Origin of the sequence: Streptomyces sp. NPDC060028, from assembly GCF_042736725.1 — a bacterium.
Taxonomy (GTDB): domain Bacteria; phylum Actinomycetota; class Actinomycetes; order Streptomycetales; family Streptomycetaceae; genus Streptomyces.
In genome coordinates this window covers 1-20,732 of record NZ_JBHWVJ010000072.1, presented here as the reverse complement: position 1 = coordinate 20,732, position 20,732 = coordinate 1, and the positions used below count along the sequence as shown (strand labels likewise).

Below are 20,732 nucleotides of genomic sequence, written 5' to 3'. Positions count from 1 at the left end.
TGGCCCGGCATGCCGGGGGCCGGGCCCGCTTGTAGCGTCGGCTGCGTCCGGAGTCCTGGTGACCCGACGAGGACCCGTGCGACCTCCCCGGAGGAGAAGCCGTGTCGATGCCCAAGGATGCCCCCGACGCCCCGATAGCCAGCCTGCTCCGTGTCGAGAGGGGACTGGCCGTGCCCGAGGAACTCGCCGCCGTCGCGGTCGTCGTCGCCTGCGTCGCCCGCCGGATCGCCGACGCTCCGGCCCGCGGCGCGCACACCGCTCCCCGCCGCTCCCGGCGCCCGCACGTGAACGCGGGCTGCTGGGCGGGCTGCTGGGCCTGCCGCTGAACGCCTGCCCCCGAACGCCTGCCACTGAACGCCTGCCACGGAACGTACCCGCCCGTCGGCCGCACTCGCGCGGCCGACGGGCGGGCGACGGCGAAACCGGCCGCTCAGGCCCGGCGCAGCACCTGCGACATGGCCTCCATCAGCTCGGCGCGGGGATCGCCCACCGCCCCCTCGCAGCGCCACGCCACGAACCCGTCGGGGCGTACGAGCACCGCGCCCGCGTCCGTCAGCCCGTGGACCTCGGCCCAGTCGGCCCCTGCCTCCTGGACCAGGTCGGCCCCTGCGGACCCGATCGTGTAGGCGTCCAGGCGCGCCGACAGCCGCCGCGCCACCTCCTCGCCCGCCGCCTGCCAAGGCGTCCCCGCCCCGCTGAGCAGCACGAACGAGCGCTCGTACAGGTCCAGGGTGGAGATCCGCCCGTCACCGCGGGTCAGCCACATGTGCGGTGCCCGCGTGCCGACGTCGCCCTTCAGGTGCAGCGCCTCGGGGATGACGGGCCGTCCGGCGTCGCCGCCGACGGTCGCCCCCTGCGGGTAGCAGTAGCCCATCGCCGTGGTGAGGACCCCGCTGCCCGGCCCGCCGCCCATGGTGGGCGGCGGCACGTACCCCGGGTGGCTGTGCTCGGCCGAACGGGCCGAGGCCCGCTCGGCGGTCGCCCGCGCCACCGGGAGCCGCTCGGCCTCGTACGTGTCGAGCAGCTCGATGCCGGCCGAGCCGTCCAGCACCGCCGCGATCTTCCAGGCCAGGTTGTGCGCGTCCTGGATGCCGGTGTTCGAGCCGAACGCGCCGGTCGGGGACATCTCGTGGGCCGCGTCCCCGGCCAGGAAGACCCGGCCGTCCGAGTACCGCACCGCCACCCGTTCGGCGGCGTGCCAGGGCGCCTTGCCGCCGATCACCACGTCCAGGTCCGGTACGCCGATCGCGCGGCGGATCTGCTCCGCGCAGCGCTCGTCGGTGAAGTCCTCCAGGGTCTCGCCGGTGTCCGGGTGCCACGGCGCGTGGAAGACCCACTGCGTGTGGTTGTCCACCGGGAGCAGCGCCCCGTCGGCGCCCGGCTTCATCAGGTAGCACACGATGAAGCGCAGGTCGCCGAGCGCCTCGATCAGCCGCTCCGAGCGGAAGGTGATGCTCACGTTGTGGAACAGCTCGCCGCTGCCCGTCTGGGGGATCCGCAGCTGCTCCCGTACGGGGCTGCGCGGGCCGTCCGCCGCGATCAGGAAGTCGGCGCGCACGGTGAGGTGCTCGCCCGTCTCCCGGTTCTTGACCAGGGCGCTCACCCCGGTGGCGTCCTGGTCGAAGCTCATCAGCTCGGTGGAGAACCGTACGTCGGCGCCCTGGGTGCTGCTCTGCGCGGCCAGGATCGGCTCGATGTTGTTCTGGCTGCACACGCACCAGCCCGTCGGGCTGAAGCGGCTCAGGGCGCCGGACGGGTCGATCGCCTTGACCAGCCATTTGTGGTTGTCGCCGGTCAGCGACTCCGTCTGGAGGATGCCCGCGTTGTTCTCCAGCGCGGACGCCGCCTGACGGATCGCGCCCTCGGCCCCGGCCACGCGGAACAGCTCCATGGTGCGGGCGTTGATCCCGCGGCCGCGCGGGTGGTCGGACGTACCCGAGTGCTTCTCGACGACCATGTGCCTGATGCCGTGGCGGCTCAGGAACAGCGAGGTGGACAGACCCACGAGGGAGCCGCCCACGACGAGGACCGGTACGGACACATCGGCGTTGTCTTCCATCAGCTGCGGGCTCCTGTTTTCTGTGTGGGGGAGTGGACTCTTTATGCCCCCGATCGGCAGCCAGGCCCAGGAGATACGCCGGTTGTCACCCGCTTGATCCGGAGATGTAGCGGTAGGTCCGCCCCCGGATGACGATGAGCGACAGCGGTTCCCCCTGAGACACGCCGGTCTGCCACACCCCACGAGGCGGCTGCCGGCGGGGCGGGCCACCACCGACTGCGGACGAGGGTCCGTACGCGATGGAACTCCACGTCCTCACGAAGGAGTGAGCAATGACAACCACCCTGTCCGAACGGGTGTCACAGTCGGCCTTCGACGGCTCCATGCTCCGGGTCGTCCTGCTGATGGACCTCCACGAGGGGGCCCAGCAGCGGTTCTTCGAGGCGTACGAACAGCTGCGGCACGACATCGCGGCCGTCCCGGGCCACATCAGCGACCAGCTCTGCCAGTCCTTCGAGAACCCCTCGCAGTGGCTCATCACCAGCGAGTGGGAGAGCGCCCCGCAGTACCTCGCCTGGGTCAACAGCGAGCACCACGCCGAGCAGGTACGGCCGCTGGGCGCCTGCGCCCGTGCCATGCGCCCGCTCAAGTACACCGTGCTCCGCGAGACCGGCCGGGGCTACGACCACGCGGGGCGCCCGGGACTCGCCCGGCTCCAGGGCGCGCCCCGCCTCGGCGCCGGCATCGTCCGGCACGCCCTGACCTTCACCGTCAAGCCGGGCAGCGAGAAGACGGTGGCGGCCATCCTCTCCAGCTACGCCTCCCCGGCCGCCCGGGTCGACGACCACACGCGGCTGTGCCGCACCTCGTTGTTCATGCACGGCAACCGGGTCGTACGGACCGTAGAGGTCCGCGGCGACCTGATGGCGGCGCTGCGGCACGTGTCGGAGCAGCCCGAGGTGCGCGCCGTCGAGGAGGCCATCAACCCGTACCTGGAACAGGACCGGGACCTGGGCGACCCCGAGTCGGCCCGGATGTTCTTCATGCGCGCCGCGCTCCCGGCCGTCCACCACGTCGCCGCGGACGAGGCGGACGAGGCGGACGCCGACGACGTACGGCGCCACGCGCTCTTCTACCCGGCCAAGCCCGGCTGCGGGCCGGCGCTCGCCAAGTTCCTGGCGCGGCAGGACGAAGCCGCGGCCCACGTGCAGGGCGGCGCCACCGTCAGCAGCAGCATCTTCCAGCGTGACGACATCGTCGTACGCCTCGTCGACGTGCGCGGCCCGCAGGGCGCCGACCTCGAGACCGCCTTCGGGGTGCACGACCCGCGCAAGGCCGGCGTGCTCGCCCGCCTGATGGCCGCGCCCGCCGGTGAGGCCGGCAAGTCCGGCAAGGCCGGCAAGAGCGGCAAGTCCGGCAAGAGCGCCACGGCCGGGCGGCCCGGCGAGGGGCCCACCCTCTCCGCGGCCCGCCACGCCATGAGCCCGATCACCGACCGCCGGGCCCCCGCCGAGCGCTGAACCCCTTCGGTCCGCCCCGGACACTCCCACTCCCACTCCCACCCCCACCCCACCCCACCCCGTCCAGGCCTACCACCCGCCAGGAGGAACCCGTCATGACCAGACATCGCCCACGCATCGTGGACCTCAGCGAGACGCAGCCCAACACCAGGCGCGGCGGCGACCTGAGGGCCGTGCTCACCCCGACCTCGGTGGGCAGTACCAGCGGTTTCATGGGCCTGGCGATCATGGCCCCCGGGGAGCACATCGCCGAGCACTACCACCCGTACTCCGAGGAGTTCGTGTACGTGGTGGCCGGGATGCTGGAGGTCGACCTCGACGGCGAGGCCCACCCGCTGCGCACCGACCAGGGCCTGCTGGTCCCGCTGAACGTGCGCCACCGCTTCCGCAACGTCGGGGACACCGAGGCCCGCATGGTCTTCCACCTCGGCCCGCTGGCCCCGCGCCCGGAACTCGGCCACGTCGACACCGAGGACGCCGTCCACCCGGAGGGCTCCGCCTGGGAGCGGCCGCCGGACCGGACGGGAGTGGTGTCGTGACCCGCCGGCGGGTGGCCGTCACCGGAGTCGGCGTCGTGGCTCCGGGCGGGATAGGCGTCTCCGCTTTCTGGGACCTGCTGTCCAACGGCCGTACGGCGACGCGCGGCATCACCCTCTTCGACCCGACCGGCTTCCGCTCCCGGATAGCCGCAGAGGTCGACTTCGACCCCGCCGAGCACGGCCTCACCTCCGACGAAGCGGCCCGGGCGGACCGGTACATCCAGTTCGCCCTGGTCGCCGCGCGGGAGGCCGTACGCGACGCGGGTCTCGACCTCACCTCGGACGAGGCCTGGCGCACCGGCGTCTCCCTCGGCACGGCCGTGGGCGGCACCACCCGCCTGGAACACGACTACGTGGCGGTCAGCCAGTCCGGAGCCTGGTGGGACGTGGACCACCGCCTCGCCGGGCCGCACCTGCACCGGGCCTTCACCCCGGCCACCCTGGCCTCCGCCGTGGCGGAGCAGACGGGAGCGCGCGGCCCGGTGCAGACCGTCTCCACCGGCTGCACCTCCGGACTCGACGCCATCGGGTACGCCGTCCACTCCATCGCCGAGGGGCGGATGGACCTGTGCATCGCGGGTGCCTCGGACTCACCCGTGTCGCCGATCACCGTGGCCTGCTTCGACGCCATCAAGGCGACCTCGCCCAACAACGACGACCCCGCGCACGCATCCCGGCCGTTCGACGCCAACCGCGACGGGTTCGTCCTCGGCGAGGGCGGCGCCGTCCTCGTCCTCGAAGAGCTGGAACACGCCCGCGCCCGCGGTGCGACCGTCTACTGCGAGATCAGCGGCTACGCCACCTTCGGCAACGCCCACCACATGACCGGGCTGACGGCCGAGGGGCTGGAGATGGCCCACGCGATAGAAACCGCCCTCCGGCAGGCCCGGATCGACCCCACCGAGATCGACTACGTCAACGCGCACGGATCCGGGACCAAGCAGAACGACCGCCACGAGACGGCGGCCGTCAAGCGAGTCTTGGGCGAGCACGCCTACAAGACGCCGATGACCTCCATCAAATCCATGGTGGGGCACTCGCTCGGCGCCATCGGGGCGATCGAACTCGCCGCCTGCGTCCTGGCCATGACCCACCAGGTCGTCCCACCGACGGCCAACTACGAGACCCCCGACCCCGAGTGCGACCTGGACTACGTACCGCGCACCGCGCGCGGTCGCAAGCTGCGCAGCGTGCTCTCCGTCGGCAGCGGTTTCGGAGGTTTCCAGTCCGCCGTCGTCATGACCCAGCCCAAGGAGGCGGTCTCGTGAGCAGCGGGAAGAGCGGGAAGAGCGGGAAGAGCGGGAGCAGCGGGAACAGTCCTACGGTCATCACGGGCATCGGGGTCGTGGCCCCCAACGGCATCGGCGCCGAGGCCTTCTGGAAAGCGACCGAATCCGGCGTCGGCGTACTGGGCCGCGTCACCCGCCAGGGGTGCGAGCACCTCCCGCTGCGGGTCGCGGGCGAGGTCCGCGGCTTCGATCCGGGCGCCCTGGTCGAGGAGCGCTACCTCGTCCAGACCGACCGGTTCACCCACCACGCCCTCGCCGCGGCCGACCTCGCCCTCGACGACGCCCGGCTCGGCCGCGCCGACTACGAGGACGACCCCTTCTCCGTCGGCGTCGTCACGGCGGCCGGATCCGGCGGCGGCGAGTTCGGGCAGCGCGAGCTGCAACGACTGTGGGAGCAAGGCCCCCGCTACGTCGGCCCGTACCAGTCGATCGCCTGGTTCTACGCCGCGAGCACCGGCCAGATCTCCATCCGCCGCGGCCTCAAGGGCCCCTGCGGGGTCGTGGCCAGCGACGAGGCGGGCGGTCTGGACGCCTTCGCACACGCGGCCCGGGCGATCCGCCAGGGCAGCCGGGCCATGCTGGTCGGAGCCACCGAGGCGCCGCTCGCCCCGTACTCCATCGTCTGCCAGCTCGGCTACGAGGCGCTGAGCACGCACGAGGACCCGGAGCGGGCGTACCGGCCGTTCACCGACAAGGCCTGCGGCTACGTCCCCGCCGAGGGCGGCGCGATGTTCCTCGTGGAGGCCGAGGCGGCGGCCCGCCGCCGCGGCGCCCCCGTCCGCGCCGTACTGGCCGGCCACGGCGCGACCTTCACCGGCCCGCGCAACCCCGACGCCTCCGGCGAGGGCCTGGCCCACGCGATCCGGGGCGCACTGCGGGACGCCGGCTGCGCACCCGAGGAGATCGACGTGGTCTTCGCGGACGCGCTCGGGACCCCGCAGGCCGACCGCGCGGAGGCGGCCGCCATCGCCGACGCCCTGGGCGCACACGGGCGGAAGGTGCCGGTGACGGCCCCCAAGACCGGTACCGGCAGGGCGTACTGCGCCGCGCCCGCCCTCGACACGGCGGCCGCCGTCCTCGCCCTGGAGCACGGCATCCTCCCGCCCACGCCGAACGTGTTCGACGTGTGCCACGACCTCGACGTGGTGACCGGCAGCGCCCGCCCAGCGGAGCTGCGCACCGCGCTCGTCCTCAGCCGGGGCCTGATGGGCTCCAACGCCGCGCTCGTCATCCGAAAGGGCACCACAACCCCCATGTAGCAGTCCCCTCGTAGGAAGTGAGACGCCACCATGTCCGACCGACTCACCATGGAAGAGCTGGCGGCCCTGATGAAGACCGCCGGAATCACCGTCGATCCGAGCGAGATGTCGAGCCGGCCGGAGTCCGCCTTCGAGGACTACGGCCTCGACTCCCTGGGCCTGCTCGGGATCGTCGGTGAGCTGGAGAACCGGCGCGGCCGGGCCCTGCCGACCGACGCAGACCGCTGCAAGACGCCGCGGGAGTTCCTCGACCTCGTCAACAACAGCCTGATGACCGGAGCATGAGATGACAGCACGCACCGAAAACGAGATCACCGTCGCCGCGCCGGTGGACGTCGTGTGGGACATGACCAACGACCTCCCCGGCTGGCCGCAACTGTTCAGCGAGTACGCCTCGCTGGAGATCCTGGAGCAGAAGGGCGACACCACCCGCTTCCGCCTCACCATGCACCCCGACGACAACGGCAAGGTGTGGAGCTGGGTCTCCGAGCGGACCCTCGACCGCAAGGGCCTCTCGGTCCGGGCCCGGAGGGTGGAGACCGGCCCCTTCGCGCACATGGACATCCACTGGCAGTACTTCGAGGTGCCGGGCGGCACGCGGATGAAGTGGACCCAGGACTTCGCGATGAAGCCGGACGCGCCGGTCGACGACGCGTGGATGACCGACAACATCAACCGCAACTCCAAGGTCCAGATGGAGCTCATCAGGGACAAGATCGAACAGCGGGAGCGCGAGAGCCGCACCCCCGCCGCCAGCCGTCTCTAGCCCGTCCCACGACAGAAAGGCAACATCCGGATGCACCGAGCCCTCATCGTCGCCCGCATGGCGCCGCAGTCGGCACCCGCCATCGCCGACCTGTTCGCCGCCTCGGACGCGGGCGAGCTGCCGCACCTGGTCGGGGTGACCCGTCGCAGCCTCTTCCAGTTCGGCGACGTGTACCTGCACCTGATCGAGTCCGACCGGCCCCCCGGCCCGGCCATCGCGAAGGTGACCGAACACCCTGAGTTCCGGGACCTCAGCGACCGGCTCACGGCTTACGTCAGCCCGCACGACCCGCAGACCTGGCGCAGTCCGAAGGACGCCATGGCCCAGGAGTTCTACCGCTGGGAGAACCCCCGCACGGGGTGACCCGGCCCGACCGGCCACGGGCCCCGCACACCTCGTGTGCGGGGCCCGCCGTACCGCCTTCGCCGGGGCGCTCGGAGCTCGGGTCCTCACCTCGGGTCCTCACCTCGGGTCCTCGCCTCGGGTCCTCAGGACGTACGCCGCGCCGCGATCACCGCGCACGCCACCGCCAGCGGCACCTCCGCCGCGGCCGCCAGCAGCAGCGCCATCCCCTGACCGGAGGTGCCGGCCGAGGTCGTGACGTCGAACCAGGCGTCCATCGCCAGCAGCGCCGCCGTCGCGGCCGCCACCGGAGCCGCCCTCGGGTCGCCCTTGCGCAGCAGCGCCCCGGTCCCCGCGAGCCCCGCGGCCAGCATGACGTCCAGGCCGATCCACGCGGTGGCCCAGTTGGACACCTCCGCGCTCTGCGGCACCGTCCTGGCCAGCACCAGCATCCACGGCACCAGGGCCACCCCGGCCCCGGTCAGCACGGTGGCCAGCGCGGGCATGCGCAGCACGGCCGGGCCGCGGCGGACTCGGTACTGCGGGGCGACGAGGGCCATGGCGGGGGTCTCCTTCCGGCCCGGCGGTCCGTCCCCCGGGCACACAACAAGACTCGCGTTCCGGGGCGCCCGGATCAGTAACCCCACCGTCCGAAACGGGGGTGGTGCTGGGTACACCCCCCTGCGGGCACCAGGGTGGTGGCGACCACCCCGGCCCGTGCGATTACCGTACGCACATGGCAAGTCCTCGCGCGCTGCGGCGTACTTACACATGGATCGCGGCGCATGGACCGTGGTCGGCATGGGCGTGGCGCAACACCGCCTTCACGGCGGCCGCGATCCCGCCGGCCCTGCCCCTGCTGCTCAGCCTCGTGTTCCTCGTCGCGGCGCCCGGGCACAGCCCCGTACCCCTGCTGCTCGTCATGGCGCTGTGCCCCCTGCTGACCACCCTCCAGCGCAGCCGCTTCTGGTCGTTGCTCGGCCTCGACGTCCCAGAGATCGTCCACGAGCACCCCTGGGCGAGCCCGCGCGGACTGACCGAACGGCTGCGCTCCGAGGCGACCTGGCGCCAGGTCGGCTACCACTTCCTGGTCAGCCCGCTGGCCGCCGCGGCCGGCGGGCTGCTGGTCCTCGCCTGGGCCGCGGGCATCGCCTTCGCCGGCGTGTACGCCTGGTCCTGGACCCTCCCCCCGGACACCGTGGGCCCCGGCTGGACCCGCGACCACGTCCTCGTCACGGTGGCGGGCGCCCTCCTGCTGCTCACCGCGCCCTGGCTCGCCGCCCTGTTCACCCGGCTCGACGCCACCGCCGCGGCCGCCCTCCTCGGCCCCAACCGGGCCCGGGAACTGGAGCGCCGCGTCGAGGACCTCGCCGAGAGCCGGGCCGGCGTACTGGACGCGGCCGACCTCGAACGCCGCCGGATCGAGCGGGACTTGCACGACGGCGCCCAGCAACGCCTCGTCGCCCTCGCCATGAACCTCGGCATCGCCCGCGCCACGCTCCCCGGCCTGCCGCCCGAGGCCAAGACCGTCATCGACGAGGCCCACCGCGAGGCGAAGGAGGCCATCGAGGAGCTCAACAACCTGGTACGCGGCCTGCACCCGGCCGTACTGGAGGACCGCGGGCTCGACGCCGCGCTCTCCGGCATCGCCGCCCGCGCCCCCCTGCCCGTCGAGCTCACCGTGGACATCGGGACCCGACCGGGCCCCACCGTCGAGGCCGTCGCCTACTTCGTCGTCTCCGAGGCCCTCGCCAACGTCGCCAAACACGCCCGCGCCGAGCGCTGTTCGGTCCACGTCACCCGGACCGCACCGGGCCCGCTGCGCCTCACCGTCACCGATGACGGGGTGGGCGGCGCGGACCCGGGCCGGGGCACCGGACTGGTCGGCCTGCGCAAGCGCGTAGGGTCGGTCGACGGAACCATCACGATCGACAGCCCCGTCGGGGGCCCGACCACCGTCACCGTGGAGCTGCCGTGCGCGCTGTGATCGCCGAGGACTCCGTCCTGCTGCGCATCGGACTCGTCAAAGTCCTCGAAATGGCCGGGTTCGAGGTGGCCGCCGAGACCGGCGACGCCGAGGCCCTGCTCGCCGCCGTCGAGGAACACCGCCCCGAACTCGCCCTCGTGGACGTCCGGATGCCGCCCGGTTTCACCGACGAGGGCGTCCGCGCGGCCCTCATGATCCGCCAACAGAGCCCCGACACGGCCGTCCTGCTGCTCTCCCAGTACGTCGAGGAGCGCTACGCCGCCGACCTGCTGGCCAGCCAGAGCCGCTCCGGCATCGGCTACCTCCTCAAGCAACGCGTCGCCGACGTGGAGGAGTTCATCGACGCCCTGCGCCGCGTCGCGGCCGGCGGCACCGCACTCGATCCGCAGGTCGTCGCCCAGCTCCTGCTGCGCCGCGGCGGCGGACCGGACCCGCTCGAACGCCTCACTCCGCGCGAACGCGACGTACTGGCCCTCATGGCGGAAGGCCGGTCCAACGCCGGCATCGCCGCCACACTCGTCGTCAGCGAGAGCGCGGTGGCCAAACACATCAACAACATCTTCGCCAAGCTCGACCTGCCCGTGGCCGACGGCGACCACCGCCGCGTCCTCGCCGTCCTGCGCTTCCTGGACGGTACGCCGTGACGCACACCGTGACGCGTACCACCGGGGTCGACCGCCCCCGCCGCCGCGCCGCCTGGATCCTCGCGGCCCTGTTCGGCGCGGTCTTCGTCGTCGTGCCGGCCGTCTGGCAGGCGAGCGCGTACGGGACCACCCGCACCGGCGCCCTGCGCGGCGGCAGCGACGGCCGCCCCGTGACCGCCGTCGAGATCGAGGCCGGCGGCGCGAACGTGACCGTCACCCCCCGCGCGGACCGGCAGGTCGGCTACCGCGCCGAGGTCAGCTGGTCGCTCAAGGCGCCCACGATCGAGGAGAGCTGGCTCGGCGACACCCTCAAACTGACCCCGCACTGCCCCGCCGAGGACTCCTGGGTGACCTCCGGACTCGGCTGCTCGGTCCAGCTCGGGGTGACCGTGCCCGTAGACGTCCCGGTCAAGGTCACGGCCGCCTCCGGGCGCGTGGACATCAGCGGCCTGGGCGGCAGCGTCGACGCCGACGTCACCTCCGGGGAGATCAACCTGACCGGGCTGCGCGGCGCCCTGCGCGCCCGCGTGGGCTCCGGCAACCTGCGGGCCACCGCGCTCACCTCGCCCGAGGCGGACCTGCGCATCGGCTCCGGCCGGGCCATCGCCGATTTCGTCACCCCGCCGGACCGGGTGACCGGCAAGGTCGGCGAGGGCCGCCTGGCCCTCACCGTCCCGGAGGCCACCCGCTTCCGGGTCGGCACCCGGGCGGGCTGGGGCCGCTGCGAGGTCGCCGAAGAGCTGAACGACCCGGCGTCCCCGCGCGTCCTGGACCTCACGGTGGACGCGGGCCGGATCGCCGCGTCCTACCCGGACCTGACGCCCTGAACGGCCCACGCCCGCAGGCACAGCGCGATCGACCCGTCCGGCCGGAAGGGCAGGTCCGCACGCAGTGCCTCGCGCAGCCGCTCCCGCAGAGGCGGGTCCAGGGCGGCGACGTAGCCGGGAGCCGGCCCCTGCCCGGTCAGGAAGGGCTCCCACAGATCCGCGAAGCCCGCGAACACGGCGGGCACCTCGATCGGCGCCACCACCACCCCGGCCAGCCCCGCACCCTCCCACAGCGCCCGCAGCGCGTCGGGACGGCACACCGGGAACCGGCGCCCCTCGTCCAGCTCGCCCGCCGCCGGATCCACGCGCAGCGCGGCGTCCCAGAATCGGCGCAGGAACCCCATGCCCCCTGCGTAGTCCCACACGTACGCGGCGACCACCCCGCCGGGCCGCACCACGCGCACCGCCTCGGCCACCCCCGCGGCGGGCGAGGGCAGGAAGTTGAGCGCCAGCCCGCTGACGACCACGTCCCGGCTCCCGTCGCGCACCGGCAGGGCCAGCGCGTCCGCCACGGCGAAGGAGGCGGGGCCCGGAACCAGGCGCCGGGCCGTGGCGACGAAGGCCGCGGAGCGGTCCACCCCCAGCACCGCCCGGGGCCGCCGCAGTTCCACGACCCGCCCGGTCAGCGCCCCGGTCCCGCACCCCACGTCCAGCCACCGCAGATCGTCCCCGCAGGGCAGCCCGTCCCCGCCGCGCAGCCGGCCCGTGAACGCGCGGGCGACCAGCCGGCTCCACCGGCCCATGTAGCGCTCGTAGGCGTCCCCCGCCGCCCACACGTCGTGTCCCTGCTCGGCCATGCCACCACCATGCCCCGCCGCGGGCCCGCCGTCACCCCGGCAGGCCGCCGCGGGCGATGACGTCGGCGTACCAGTACGCACTGTCCTTGGGCGTGCGGCGCTGCGTCGCGAAGTCGACGTGGACGATGCCGAACCGCTTGCTGTAGCCGTACGCCCATTCGAAATTGTCGAGCAGCGACCACAGGAAGTACCCGCGCACGTCCGCCCCGTCCGCGATGGCCCGGTGCACCGCCGTCAGATGGCCGTGCAGATAGGCGATGCGCTGCGGATCGTGGACGTCGCCCTCCGGATCGGCGTAGTCCTCGTACGCCGCCCCGTTCTCGGTGATCAGCACCGGCACGCCCGGCAGCTCGTCCCGCAGCCGCGCCAGCAGCTCGTACAGCCCGTCCGCGTCCACCGGCCAGTCCATGGCCGTACGGGCACCGGGCGCGGGCACGAAGCGTACGCGCCCCTCCGTACCCGGCCACGGCGACGGATCCCCGCCCGCGGCCGGGGCGCCGGGACCCGCGGCCGCGACCAGCGTGGGGGAGTAGTAGTTGACCCCGAGCCAGTCCACCGGCGTGGCCGCCACCGCCAGGTCGCCGTCCCGCACGAATCCCCAGTCGGTCACCTCGGCGGTATCGCGCACCAGGTCTCCCGGGAGCCGCCCGTGGAATACCGGGTCGAGAAAGATCCTGTTGCCCAGCGCGTCGATCCGGCGCGCCGCGTCCAGGTCGGCCGGGGAGTCGGTCAGCGCCCGCACCGCGTGCAGGTTGAGGGTCAGCGAGACCCCCGCGGACCGCGGAAGCACGGAGCGCAGGGCCTGTACGCCGAGCCCGTGCGCCAGGTTGAAGTGGTGCGCGGCGCGCAGCGCGGCCGCCGGCTCGGTGCGGCCCGGGGCGTGAACACCGGAGGCGTACCCGAGGAAGGCGGCGCACCACGGCTCGTTGAAGGTGGTCCAGTCGGCCACCCGGTCCCCGAGCGCCCCCGCCACGTGTCCCGCGTACTCGGCGAACCGCTCGGCCGTCTCGCGCAGCGGCCAGCCACCGCGGTCCTCCAGCTCCTGCGGCAGGTCCCAGTGGTAGAGGGTGGCGACCGGACGGATCCCCGCCTCCAGCAGGCGGTCCACGAGCCCGCGGTAGAAGTCCAGGCCGCGCTGCAGGGCCGGGCCCCGCCCGGTGGGCTGCACCCGCGGCCACGCCACCGAAAAACGGTAGTCGCTGACCCCCAGCCGCTTCATCAGGCCCACGTCCTCGGCCATCCGGTGGTAGTGGTCGGCCGCGGTGTCCCCGGTGTCCCCGTTGAGGACCTTCCCGGGCGTCCGGCTGAAGGTGTCCCAGATCGAGGGCGTACGCCCGTGGAGCGCGGCCGCGCCCTCGATCTGGTACGCCGCGGTCGCCGTGCCCCAGCGGAACCCGGCGGGAAAACGCGCCGCCGTCCCCGTGGCGGGGGACGCGTCGATGGTGGTCATGGAGAGACTCCCGGTAGGGGGTGGAGGAAAGGGCCGGTCGCGCGTGGCCCCGCGCTGCATCCGCGTTGCGTCCCGCTTCGTTCGGTGCTTCATCCCTTGACCGCGCCCTGCATGATGCCGCCCACGATCTGGCGGCCGAGCAGTCCGAAGACCAGCAGCACGGGCAGCGTCCCGAGCAGTGTGCCCGCCATGATCACGGACTGGTCGTGGACGTAACCTCCGCCCAGCTGGCGCAGCGCGACCTGCACGGTCGGCTCCTGCGAGGAGAGGGCGACGACCGGCCAGAAGAAGTCGTTCCAGGCCGTCATGAAGGTGAGCAGACCCAGCACCGCCATGGCCGGCCGGGCCACCGGGACGACGATCGACCAGAAGATCCGGGCGTACGAGGCGCCGTCGACCCGGGCCGCCTCGATCAACTCGTCCGGCAGCGACTGCGTGAGGAACTGCCGCATGAAGAACACCCCGAAGGCGGAGACCAGTCCGGGCAGGACGACCGCCTGGAGCTGGTTCACCCAGTGCAGTTCGACGATCAGCATGAAGAGCGGGATCACACCCAGCTGCGGCGGAATCATCATCGAGGCTACGACCACGCTCAGCAGCGCACCGCGCCCGCGGAAGCGCAGTTTGGCGAAGGCGAACCCGGCCAGGGTGGAGCACAGCACCGTGCCGACGGTGATGGAGGCCGACACGATGAGGGAGTTCAGCAGGGCCTTGCCGATGTCCGCCTCGTCCAGGACCGCCTGCAGATTGTCCAGCAGGCGCGGACCGGGCAGCAGGGTGGGCACAGGCCGGGCCAGCTCGGCGTTGGACCGGCTCGCCGCGACCAGCGTCCAGTACAGCGGGAAGGCGGAGATCGCCACCGCGCCGACCAGCACGGCGTACGTGAGCCTCCCGCCGCGGTGCCGGGCGGCGGTGACGGAGGCGCTCATCGGCCCGCCCCCCTGCCCGTACCCGCACCTGAACGGCGGCGTGCGATCAGGGCGTTGACCCCGACCAGCGCGACGATCAACAGGAACATCACCCAGGCGATGGCCGCCGCCCGGCCCAGATGGAAGAAGCCCCAGCCCTGCTCGTACATGTACAGCCCGAGGGTCTGGTACTGGTGCGAGATGCCCCCCGACATCGAGCCCTCGAAGAGCAGCGGCTCCCCGAAGAGCTGGGTGGCGCCGATCGTGGAGACGACCACGGTGAAGACGATCGTCGGACGCAGCCCGGGCAGCGTCACGTGGAGGAACTGCCGCAGCCGGGAGGCCCCGTCGACCTCGGCCGCCTCGTACAGCTCGCCCGGAATGCTCTGCATGCCCGCCAGGTAGATCAGCGCGTTGTAGCCGGTCCACCGCCATACGACGATGGAGGACACGGCGATCTGGGAGGCCGCGGTGCCGCTCTGCCAGTCCACCGGATCGAAACCCACCAGCCCCAGCAGGTAGTTGACGAGCCCGAAGTCCCGCCCGAAGAGCTGCGCGAAGATCAGCGAGGCCGCGGCGACCGAGGTCGCGTACGGCAGCAGCAGCGCCGTACGGAAGAACGTCAGCGCCCGCAGCCGGTAGTTGAGGACATGGGCCAGCCCCAGGGCCATGAGCAGCTGGGGCACCGTGGACAGCACCCCGATGGTGAAGGTGTTGCGCAGCGCCGTCCAGAAGAACGTGTCGGTGAAGAGGGCCGTGTAGTTGCGGGCGCCCCGCCACTCCAGCTCGCTCGGGGTCTGGAGTTCCACGCGGTAGAGGGAGACGTACGCCGTGTAGATCAGGGGGAACAGCCCGAAGGCGGCGAACAGGGTGAAGAACGGCGCGAGGAAGGCGTACGGGGACAGGCTCCCCCGCCGCCCGCGCCGGGGGAGCGGCTGCGCGGTCAAGGTCACGGCGGCTCAGCCCAGGGCGTTCTTGACGGCCTTCTTCGCGTTCGACCAGGCCGTGTCCGGCGGCGTGCCCTTGCGCTCCACCTCGCTCAGCGCGTTGGCGATCTGGTCGGCGATGTCCTTGTCGTGCAGTCCGAGCACCTGGACGGGCGACTTGCCGGCGGCGTCACCGAAGATCTGCCCGATCGGCGCGTCGGAGAAGTAGGGGTCCTTCGCGTCCGCCACCTGCGCGATGGCCTTGGTGCTGGAGGGGAAGTTGCCCTGCGTGCGGAAGAGCTTGGTCTGCTGCTCGGGTGCGGTGAGCCACTTGATCAGCTCGTACGCCTCCTTCTTGTGCTTGGCGGCGCGGGGGACCGCCAGGTAGGAGCCGCCCCAGTTGCCCGCGCCGCCCGGCAGCTGCGCGACGTCCCACTTGCCCTTGGCCGCGTCCCCGGCCTGGCCCTTGATGTAGCCGAGCATCCAGGCGGGGCAGGGGATGGTGGCGAAGGAGCCGGAGGAGAACGCCTGGTTCCACGGCGGCGACCACTGGTCCAGCTTGGCGCTGAGCCCGTCGGCGGCGGCCTTGACCGAGGCGTCCCAGGCGGCCTTCACCGCCGGGCTGTTCTCGTAGACGAGAGCGCCCGAGGCGTCGTAGTACCGCTCCTTCTCCTGGCCCGTCATGATCGCGTTCAGACTGCCGACGCTGTCCAGCCAGGCGCTGCCGGCGGGGGCCTTCGCCTTGTACTGCCTGCCCAGTTCGAGGTACCCGTCCCACGTGGCCCAGCGGGCGGCGAGTTCGGCGCGGTCGGTGGGCAGTCCCGCCGCCTTCAGCAGATCGCCGCGGAAGCACATGGCCTCCGGGCCCACATCGGTGCCGAGCCCCAGCACCTTGCCGTCCTTGGTCGTCGCGGCCGACCACTTGGCGGCGGCGAACTCCTCCTTGAGGGTGCCGGCGCCGAACTCGGCGAGGTCCACGAACTTGTCGGACTGCTTCTGGGTGACCGAGGCGATGCGGCCGACCTCCAGGCCCTGTACGTCGGAGAGCCCGCCCCCGCCGGCGAGGCGGGTCTGGAGCGCCTTCCAGTAGTCCTGCTCGTCCTCGGTGTCGGTCTGCTTGATCTTGATGTTCGGGTGGAGCTGCTCGTACTCGGTGTACAGACCGGCCTCCTGGTAGCCGAAGGCGCCGAACAGGTCGACGGTCAGGGTGATCTTGCCGCCCGCGTCGTCGGAGGACCCGGCGTCCGAACCGGAACCACCGCAAGCGGCCAGGAGGACTCCGGCGAGGGCGACGGCGCCGAGGCGGACCGTGGCTCTTTCGACGGCTCGGGGTATGGACATGCGGCGGCCTCCTCGGCAACGGCTGACTTCGGTTCCGGAGCGGGCTCGAGAGCATTTTGAGAGCGCTCTCAGAACGCGAGTGGAGCGTGCACCTCATGACCGTCCCCCGTCAAGAGGTCGGACCGGCCCGGTCCTTGGGGATCAGGCCGAGGCGCGGCGCACCAGAGCCGTCGGAGTGATCACCGAGCCGGGGACGCTGTACGAGCCCTGCGCCTTGTCGAGGGTGCGCAGCAGCAGACGGGCCATCAGGCGCCCCATGCCCTCGATGTCCTGCCGTACGGTCGTCAGCGGCGGATCGGCGGTCTCCGCCACCTGCTCGGCATCGTCGAAACCGACCAGCGCCACGTCTCCCGGCACGGTCAGACCGCGCTCGCGCAGCACCCGCAACGCGCCCGTGGCCATCAGGTCGTTCGCCGCGAACACGGCGTCCAGCCCCGGACAGCGCTCCAGCAGCTCGGCCATGGCCCGGGCCCCGCCCGCCGCGGTGAAGTCCCCCTCCGCGATCAGCGCCGGGTCGGCGTCGAGCAGCACGTCACGGTAGCCGTCCAGCCGGTCGGTCGCCGAAGTCTGGTCCAGCGGCCCGGCGATGTGCGCGATCTGCTGCCGCCCCCGGGACAGCAGGTACCGTACGGCCTCGCGCGCGCCCCCGCGGTTGTCCGCGTCCACGTACGCCACCCCGCCGTGGCCCCCGGCGCCGGCCGTCCACCCCGGACGGCCGCCGTACACCGTGGGCATGCCGATGCGGCGGGTGATCGCGGGCAGCGGATCGTCGGTGTGCAGCGAGAAGGCGAGCGCCCCGTCGACGTGGCCGCCGGCCAGGTAGCGCTCGATCCGGTCGTAGTCGCCGGTGTCCTCCACCAGCAGCAGGACCAGCTGGGTGTCGTGCGCGGTCAGCTCCTTGCTGATGCCGCGCACCTGGCGGGAGAAGAAGGGGTCGGAGAAGATCCGGATCTCCGGTTCGGCGATGATCACCGCAACGGCCCCGGTGCGCCGGGTGACCAGCGTGCGGGCCGCGTGGTTGGGCACGTAGCCCAGGTCCCGGATGGCGACGCGGACCCGGTCCGCCAGCTGAGGGCGTACGCCGTCGCCGCCGTTGACGACACGGGACGCGGTGGCCCGGGACACCCCGGCGCGCTCCGCGACCGCCTCCAGCGTGGGGCGGTTACCGGGAAGCTGTTCGGGCACGGGCGCTCCTCATGCGTGTCCGGGGGCGGTTGCCTCGCCGGACAGCAGGGTAACCCGTACCGCCGGGAGCCTGAGAGCGCTCCCGGAGGTACGGGCCGGTTCACCGGCCGATGCCGAACGTCAGCCCGGTCGGCGGGTTGGAGTCGGTGTCGTGGCCGCTCGCGGTCTGGCGCAGCCGGGAGGTCATCGGGCGCCCGGCGCGGCCCGTACGGCCAAGGGGACGAGGCCCGCGCCACGGGGAGGACGGGGGGTGTTCAGGAGCTCACTCCTGCGCTTGCTCAGTGCCCGAAATCGAACCAGTTGACGTTCACGTAGTCGGCCGGCTGACCGCTGGTGAAGGTCAGGTAGACGTCGTGCGTGCCCGTGACGCCCGTGATGTTCGCCGGCACGGTCCGCCAGCTCTGCCAGCCGCCGGTGTTCGCGATCGAGAAACTGCCGATCGGCGCGCTGGTGCGGCTGTCGAGGCGGACCTCGACGAGCCCGCTCACGCCGCCGGCCGCGCCGCCGGCGACGCGGCCGCGGAACTGCTTCGCCGCGGCGGCGCCGAAGTTCACGCCGCGGTACAGGGCCCAGTCGCCGTTGGCTATCGCGGTGACGTCCTGGCCGCCGCCCGTGTCGGTGGTGGTCTCCTCGGCCAGCCCGGCCTGGTCGTCGTACGACTCGGCCTGGATGGCGGAGTACGCGTCACGGTTGCCGGTCGGCGGGGTGGTCGGGGGAGTGGTGGGCGGAGGCGTCGTGGGCGGGGTGGTCGGAGGCGTCGTCGTGCCGCCCGACGACTGGAGGACGCAGACGTAGTCGACGACCATCGGGTGGCCGGGCTGGGTGCCCGCGTCGGGGCCGCCGCCGAAGGCCGCCGGGAACTCGCCGCCCATGGCGACGTTCAGGATGATGAAGTAGCCGTGGTTCGTGGCGTTGGTCCAGGTCGCCGCGTCCATCTGGTTCGCCCGTACGGTGTGGAAGTTGACCCCGTCGAGGTAGAAGCGCATCTCCTCCACGGCGGTGGACCGGTCCCACTCCACGGCGTAGGTGTGGAAGCCGCCCTGGCAGGTGGTGCCGGTGCAGACGCGCTGGCCGCCGATGCCGGACTTCTCGTTGCACGGGCCTCCCGGGCTCGTGCCGCAGTGCATGGTGGCCCACTCGTTGTCGATGCCCTGGACGTTCTCCAGGATGTCCAGTTCGCCGACCCCGGGCCAGTTCCACCAGTTGCCCCGGTAGGGCGCTCCCAGCATCCAGAACGCCGGCCAGTACCCCTTGGCCGCCGGGCCCGTGACGTCGGGCATCTGGATACGGGCCTCCGTACGCAGCCTGCCGCCCGCCGGGGCCTGGAAGTCGGAGCGCCGGGACTCGACGCGTCCGGACGTCCAGTTCCCGGCAGCGTCCCGGCGCGGGGTGATCCGCAGGTTTCCGGCGCCGTCGAGCGAGACGTTGGCGGGGTCCGCGGTCATCGTCTCGACCTCGCCGGTACCGAAGCCGCCGGGGCCGCCGGGGTAGCTCGTACCGGTGGTGTACTGCCAGTCGGCGGTGTTCACCCCGGAGCCCGAGGCCCCGTTGAAGTCGTCCAGGAACACCTGGGACCAGCCCGCCGGCGTCGGTGGGGCGACGGCGTTCGCGGGCAGGGTGACGACCACGGCGGCGGCCGCCGCCACGGCCATCGTGCTCAGGGCGGCGATGACCGCCCGCCGGGCGGACCGCCGTTTTCCATCGGATGTCAGACGCATGGGTGTGTGCCCTCTCTGAGGCGCCGTGGGGGCGCGGTGTGGGGGGAGGCGCGGCCGGAGCCCGGGGGATTGAGAGCGCTCTCAAGCGGCGCCGTGGCCACTGTGCTCCCCGGCCCGGGGGCCGTCAAGGGATGTGCCGGTAATGGCGGTCGGGCCGCGGGCCGTTATCGGCCGTTGCCGGGTATCCACAAGCCTGAATGCAGCCGTTGTGGTCGAGTCCGCAACTGAACGTGCCCTCTTGTGAGTTGGAGCGGACATCCCAACAATGCGCATGACAACCGGAGGATCTTCGGTTCGCAATCGTCATCAGAGGGGAACCCCCACATGAACAAGCCTCTCGCCGGCGCCGTGTTCTCACTGCTCCTGATAGGAGCGGCGGCAGCACCGGCCGCGGCCTCGGCACCCCAGGGCTCGGCCACCCGGACCGCCGTCGCGGTCAACTACGCCGGCACGGTCGCGCTGAGCAACTGTTCGGGCTCCGTCGTCCGCGCGCCCGGCTCCCAGCCCACCGACCTCGCGCTCGTCCTGTCCAACGGCCACTGCCTGGAAACCGGCTTCCCGGCGGCCGGCGAGGTCATCAAGGACCAGGCGTCCAGCCGCTCCTTCTCGCTGCTCAACGCATCGGGCTCGAAGGTCGGTACGCTGCGCGCCAGCAAGATCGCGTACGCGACGATGACCGACACGGACATCTCGATCTACCAGCTGACCAAGACGTACGCGCAGATCCAGAGCCAGTACGGCATCAGCGCACTGACCCTCAACGACGCCCACCCGGCCCAGGGTTCGGCGATCAAGGTCGTGTCCGGGTACTGGAAGCGGACCTACAGCTGCAACATCGACGGGTTCGCGTACCGCCTGAAGGAGGGCGACTGGACCTGGAAGGACTCGGTCCGCTACACCTCGTCCTGCAACACGATCGGCGGCACCTCCGGCTCGCCCGTGATCGACACGACGACCGGCAAGGTCGTCGCCGTCAACAACACGGGCAACGAGGACGGCCAGCGCTGCACGGAGAACAACCCGTGCGAGGTCGACGAGGCAGGCAAGGTGACGGTCCGCCAGGGCATCAACTATGCCCAGGAGACGTACACGATCGTCCCCTGCATCGCCGCGGGCAACAAGATCGACCTGACCCGCCCGGGCTGCACCCTCCCGAAGCCGTAAACCACGGCAGACGCGCCCGGGGCGGGGGGGGGCCCACCCCCCCCCCCCCCCCCCCCCCCACCCCCCCCCCC

21 protein-coding genes are annotated in these 20,732 nt (G+C 72.5%); 12 read left to right on the top strand and 9 right to left on the bottom strand.

Annotated elements, in window-relative coordinates; translation table 11 throughout:
- The first annotated feature begins 107 nt into the window (after positions 1-107).
- Positions 108-326, top strand: a complete 219-nt coding sequence (locus ACFWBF_RS28355) for an acyl-CoA carboxylase epsilon subunit (RefSeq protein ID WP_385606901.1) — start codon at positions 108-110, stop codon at positions 324-326.
- A 104-nt stretch (positions 327-430) separates the two neighbouring features.
- Here the strand turns inward: ACFWBF_RS28355 and ACFWBF_RS28350 are convergent, their stop codons facing one another.
- Positions 431-2,059 (bottom strand): FAD-dependent oxidoreductase, encoded by a 1,629-nt coding sequence (locus tag ACFWBF_RS28350; protein ID WP_385606877.1) that lies wholly within the window; start codon positions 2,057-2,059, stop codon positions 431-433.
- Between the two features lie 272 nt (positions 2,060-2,331).
- On the opposite strand from ACFWBF_RS28350, the gene ACFWBF_RS28345 reads away from it, so the two are divergent.
- The 7 genes from ACFWBF_RS28345 to ACFWBF_RS28315 all read left to right on the top strand — a co-directional run bounded on the left by ACFWBF_RS28345 (position 2,332) and on the right by ACFWBF_RS28315 (position 7,735).
- Positions 2,332-3,519 carry a SchA/CurD-like domain-containing protein gene (locus ACFWBF_RS28345; protein ID WP_385606875.1) on the top strand — a complete coding sequence of 396 codons (1,188 nt, stop codon included), beginning with the start codon at positions 2,332-2,334 and terminating at the stop codon, positions 3,517-3,519.
- A 95-nt stretch (positions 3,520-3,614) separates the two neighbouring features.
- A complete protein-coding gene (locus ACFWBF_RS28340) occupies positions 3,615-4,058 on the top strand; it encodes a cupin domain-containing protein (protein WP_385233272.1) in 444 nt (147 codons plus the stop codon).
- On the top strand, positions 4,055-5,326 hold the full coding sequence (locus tag ACFWBF_RS28335; RefSeq protein WP_385606873.1) for a beta-ketoacyl-[acyl-carrier-protein] synthase family protein: 1,272 nt from the start codon (positions 4,055-4,057) through the stop codon (positions 5,324-5,326). Before ACFWBF_RS28340 ends, ACFWBF_RS28335 begins: the two co-directional genes overlap by 4 nt.
- The gene (locus ACFWBF_RS28330; RefSeq protein ID WP_385606871.1) at positions 5,323-6,606 is read left to right on the top strand and encodes a beta-ketoacyl synthase N-terminal-like domain-containing protein; all 1,284 of its coding nucleotides are present in this window, start codon (positions 5,323-5,325) and stop codon (positions 6,604-6,606) included. The genes ACFWBF_RS28335 and ACFWBF_RS28330 overlap by 4 nt, the downstream gene beginning before the upstream one ends.
- A 30-nt stretch (positions 6,607-6,636) precedes the next feature.
- Complete coding sequence (locus ACFWBF_RS28325; protein WP_385606870.1) at positions 6,637-6,891, top strand: acyl carrier protein; 255 nt, start codon at positions 6,637-6,639, stop codon at positions 6,889-6,891.
- 1 nt (position 6,892) lies between these two features.
- Positions 6,893-7,372, top strand: coding sequence for an SRPBCC family protein (locus ACFWBF_RS28320; RefSeq protein ID WP_385606868.1), 480 nt, complete (start codon positions 6,893-6,895; stop codon positions 7,370-7,372).
- Positions 7,373-7,402: 30 nt separating this feature from the next.
- A complete protein-coding gene (locus ACFWBF_RS28315; RefSeq protein WP_385606866.1) occupies positions 7,403-7,735 on the top strand; it encodes a TcmI family type II polyketide cyclase in 333 nt (110 codons plus the stop codon).
- A 125-nt stretch (positions 7,736-7,860) separates the two neighbouring features.
- On the opposite strand, the gene ACFWBF_RS28310 is transcribed toward ACFWBF_RS28315, so the two are convergent.
- A complete protein-coding gene (locus ACFWBF_RS28310; protein WP_385606864.1) occupies positions 7,861-8,274 on the bottom strand; it encodes a hypothetical protein in 414 nt (137 codons plus the stop codon).
- A gap of 176 nt (positions 8,275-8,450) precedes the next feature.
- Between ACFWBF_RS28310 and ACFWBF_RS28305 the strand changes: the two genes are divergently transcribed.
- The 3 genes from ACFWBF_RS28305 to ACFWBF_RS28295 are packed head-to-tail and all read left to right on the top strand — an operon-like array spanning position 8,451 to position 11,172.
- Positions 8,451-9,701 carry a sensor histidine kinase gene (locus ACFWBF_RS28305; protein ID WP_385606862.1) on the top strand — a complete coding sequence of 417 codons (1,251 nt, stop codon included), beginning with the start codon at positions 8,451-8,453 and terminating at the stop codon, positions 9,699-9,701.
- Complete coding sequence (locus tag ACFWBF_RS28300) at positions 9,689-10,345, top strand: response regulator (protein ID WP_385606860.1); 657 nt, start codon at positions 9,689-9,691, stop codon at positions 10,343-10,345. Before ACFWBF_RS28305 ends, ACFWBF_RS28300 begins: the two co-directional genes overlap by 13 nt.
- A complete protein-coding gene (locus tag ACFWBF_RS28295) occupies positions 10,342-11,172 on the top strand; it encodes a hypothetical protein (protein ID WP_385606858.1) in 831 nt (276 codons plus the stop codon). Before ACFWBF_RS28300 ends, ACFWBF_RS28295 begins: the two co-directional genes overlap by 4 nt.
- Here the strand turns inward: ACFWBF_RS28295 and ACFWBF_RS28290 are convergent.
- The 7 genes from ACFWBF_RS28290 to ACFWBF_RS28260 form a co-directional block, all read right to left on the bottom strand.
- The gene (locus ACFWBF_RS28290) at positions 11,151-11,969 is read right to left on the bottom strand and encodes a class I SAM-dependent methyltransferase (protein ID WP_385606856.1); all 819 of its coding nucleotides are present in this window, start codon (positions 11,967-11,969) and stop codon (positions 11,151-11,153) included. The genes ACFWBF_RS28295 and ACFWBF_RS28290 overlap by 22 nt on opposite strands.
- Before the next feature lie 31 nt (positions 11,970-12,000).
- Positions 12,001-13,419: a GH1 family beta-glucosidase gene (locus ACFWBF_RS28285; RefSeq protein WP_385606854.1), complete on the bottom strand. Its 1,419-nt coding sequence runs from the start codon at positions 13,417-13,419 to the stop codon at positions 12,001-12,003.
- Positions 13,420-13,508: 89 nt separating this feature from the next.
- Positions 13,509-14,348 carry a carbohydrate ABC transporter permease gene (locus tag ACFWBF_RS28280; protein ID WP_385606852.1) on the bottom strand — a complete coding sequence of 280 codons (840 nt, stop codon included), beginning with the start codon at positions 14,346-14,348 and terminating at the stop codon, positions 13,509-13,511.
- Positions 14,345-15,280 carry a carbohydrate ABC transporter permease gene (locus ACFWBF_RS28275; protein WP_385606850.1) on the bottom strand — a complete coding sequence of 312 codons (936 nt, stop codon included), beginning with the start codon at positions 15,278-15,280 and terminating at the stop codon, positions 14,345-14,347. The genes ACFWBF_RS28280 and ACFWBF_RS28275 overlap by 4 nt, the downstream gene beginning before the upstream one ends.
- A gap of 6 nt (positions 15,281-15,286) precedes the next feature.
- Complete coding sequence (locus tag ACFWBF_RS28270) at positions 15,287-16,594, bottom strand: ABC transporter substrate-binding protein (protein ID WP_385606848.1); 1,308 nt, start codon at positions 16,592-16,594, stop codon at positions 15,287-15,289.
- 141 nt (positions 16,595-16,735) lie between these two features.
- On the bottom strand, positions 16,736-17,779 hold the full coding sequence (locus ACFWBF_RS28265; protein ID WP_385606846.1) for a LacI family DNA-binding transcriptional regulator: 1,044 nt from the start codon (positions 17,777-17,779) through the stop codon (positions 16,736-16,738).
- Positions 17,780-18,057: 278 nt separating this feature from the next.
- Positions 18,058-19,497, bottom strand: a complete 1,440-nt coding sequence (locus tag ACFWBF_RS28260) for a glycoside hydrolase family 16 protein (protein ID WP_385606844.1) — start codon at positions 19,495-19,497, stop codon at positions 18,058-18,060.
- A 324-nt stretch (positions 19,498-19,821) separates the two neighbouring features.
- Between ACFWBF_RS28260 and ACFWBF_RS28255 the strand changes: the two genes are divergently transcribed.
- Entirely contained in the window at positions 19,822-20,661 is an 840-nt protein-coding gene (locus ACFWBF_RS28255; protein WP_385606842.1) for a serine protease, read from the top strand.
- Positions 20,662-20,732: the final 71 nt, after the last annotated feature.

Excerpts from the sequence above, each read along its gene's own strand:
- ACFWBF_RS28310 (WP_385606864.1), bottom strand. The coding sequence starts at position 8,274 with ATGGCCCTCGTCGCCCCGCAGTACCGAGTCCGCCGCGGCCCGGCCGTG.
- ACFWBF_RS28350 (WP_385606877.1), bottom strand. The coding sequence starts at position 2,059 with ATGGAAGACAACGCCGATGTGTCCGTACCGGTCCTCGTCGTGGGCGGC.
- ACFWBF_RS28260 (WP_385606844.1), bottom strand. The coding sequence starts at position 19,497 with ATGCGTCTGACATCCGATGGAAAACGGCGGTCCGCCCGGCGGGCGGTC.
- ACFWBF_RS28270 (WP_385606848.1), bottom strand. The coding sequence starts at position 16,594 with ATGTCCATACCCCGAGCCGTCGAAAGAGCCACGGTCCGCCTCGGCGCC.
- ACFWBF_RS28290 (WP_385606856.1), bottom strand. The coding sequence starts at position 11,969 with ATGGCCGAGCAGGGACACGACGTGTGGGCGGCGGGGGACGCCTACGAG.
- ACFWBF_RS28355 (WP_385606901.1), top strand. The coding sequence starts at position 108 with ATGCCCAAGGATGCCCCCGACGCCCCGATAGCCAGCCTGCTCCGTGTC.
- ACFWBF_RS28340 (WP_385233272.1), top strand. The coding sequence starts at position 3,615 with ATGACCAGACATCGCCCACGCATCGTGGACCTCAGCGAGACGCAGCCC.
- ACFWBF_RS28320 (WP_385606868.1), top strand. The coding sequence starts at position 6,893 with ATGACAGCACGCACCGAAAACGAGATCACCGTCGCCGCGCCGGTGGAC.
- ACFWBF_RS28345 (WP_385606875.1), top strand. The coding sequence starts at position 2,332 with ATGACAACCACCCTGTCCGAACGGGTGTCACAGTCGGCCTTCGACGGC.
- ACFWBF_RS28280 (WP_385606852.1), bottom strand. The coding sequence starts at position 14,348 with ATGAGCGCCTCCGTCACCGCCGCCCGGCACCGCGGCGGGAGGCTCACG.
- ACFWBF_RS28315 (WP_385606866.1), top strand. The coding sequence starts at position 7,403 with ATGCACCGAGCCCTCATCGTCGCCCGCATGGCGCCGCAGTCGGCACCC.
- ACFWBF_RS28305 (WP_385606862.1), top strand. The coding sequence starts at position 8,451 with ATGGCAAGTCCTCGCGCGCTGCGGCGTACTTACACATGGATCGCGGCG.
- ACFWBF_RS28285 (WP_385606854.1), bottom strand. The coding sequence starts at position 13,419 with ATGACCACCATCGACGCGTCCCCCGCCACGGGGACGGCGGCGCGTTTT.
- ACFWBF_RS28255 (WP_385606842.1), top strand. The coding sequence starts at position 19,822 with ATGAACAAGCCTCTCGCCGGCGCCGTGTTCTCACTGCTCCTGATAGGA.
- ACFWBF_RS28325 (WP_385606870.1), top strand. The coding sequence starts at position 6,637 with ATGTCCGACCGACTCACCATGGAAGAGCTGGCGGCCCTGATGAAGACC.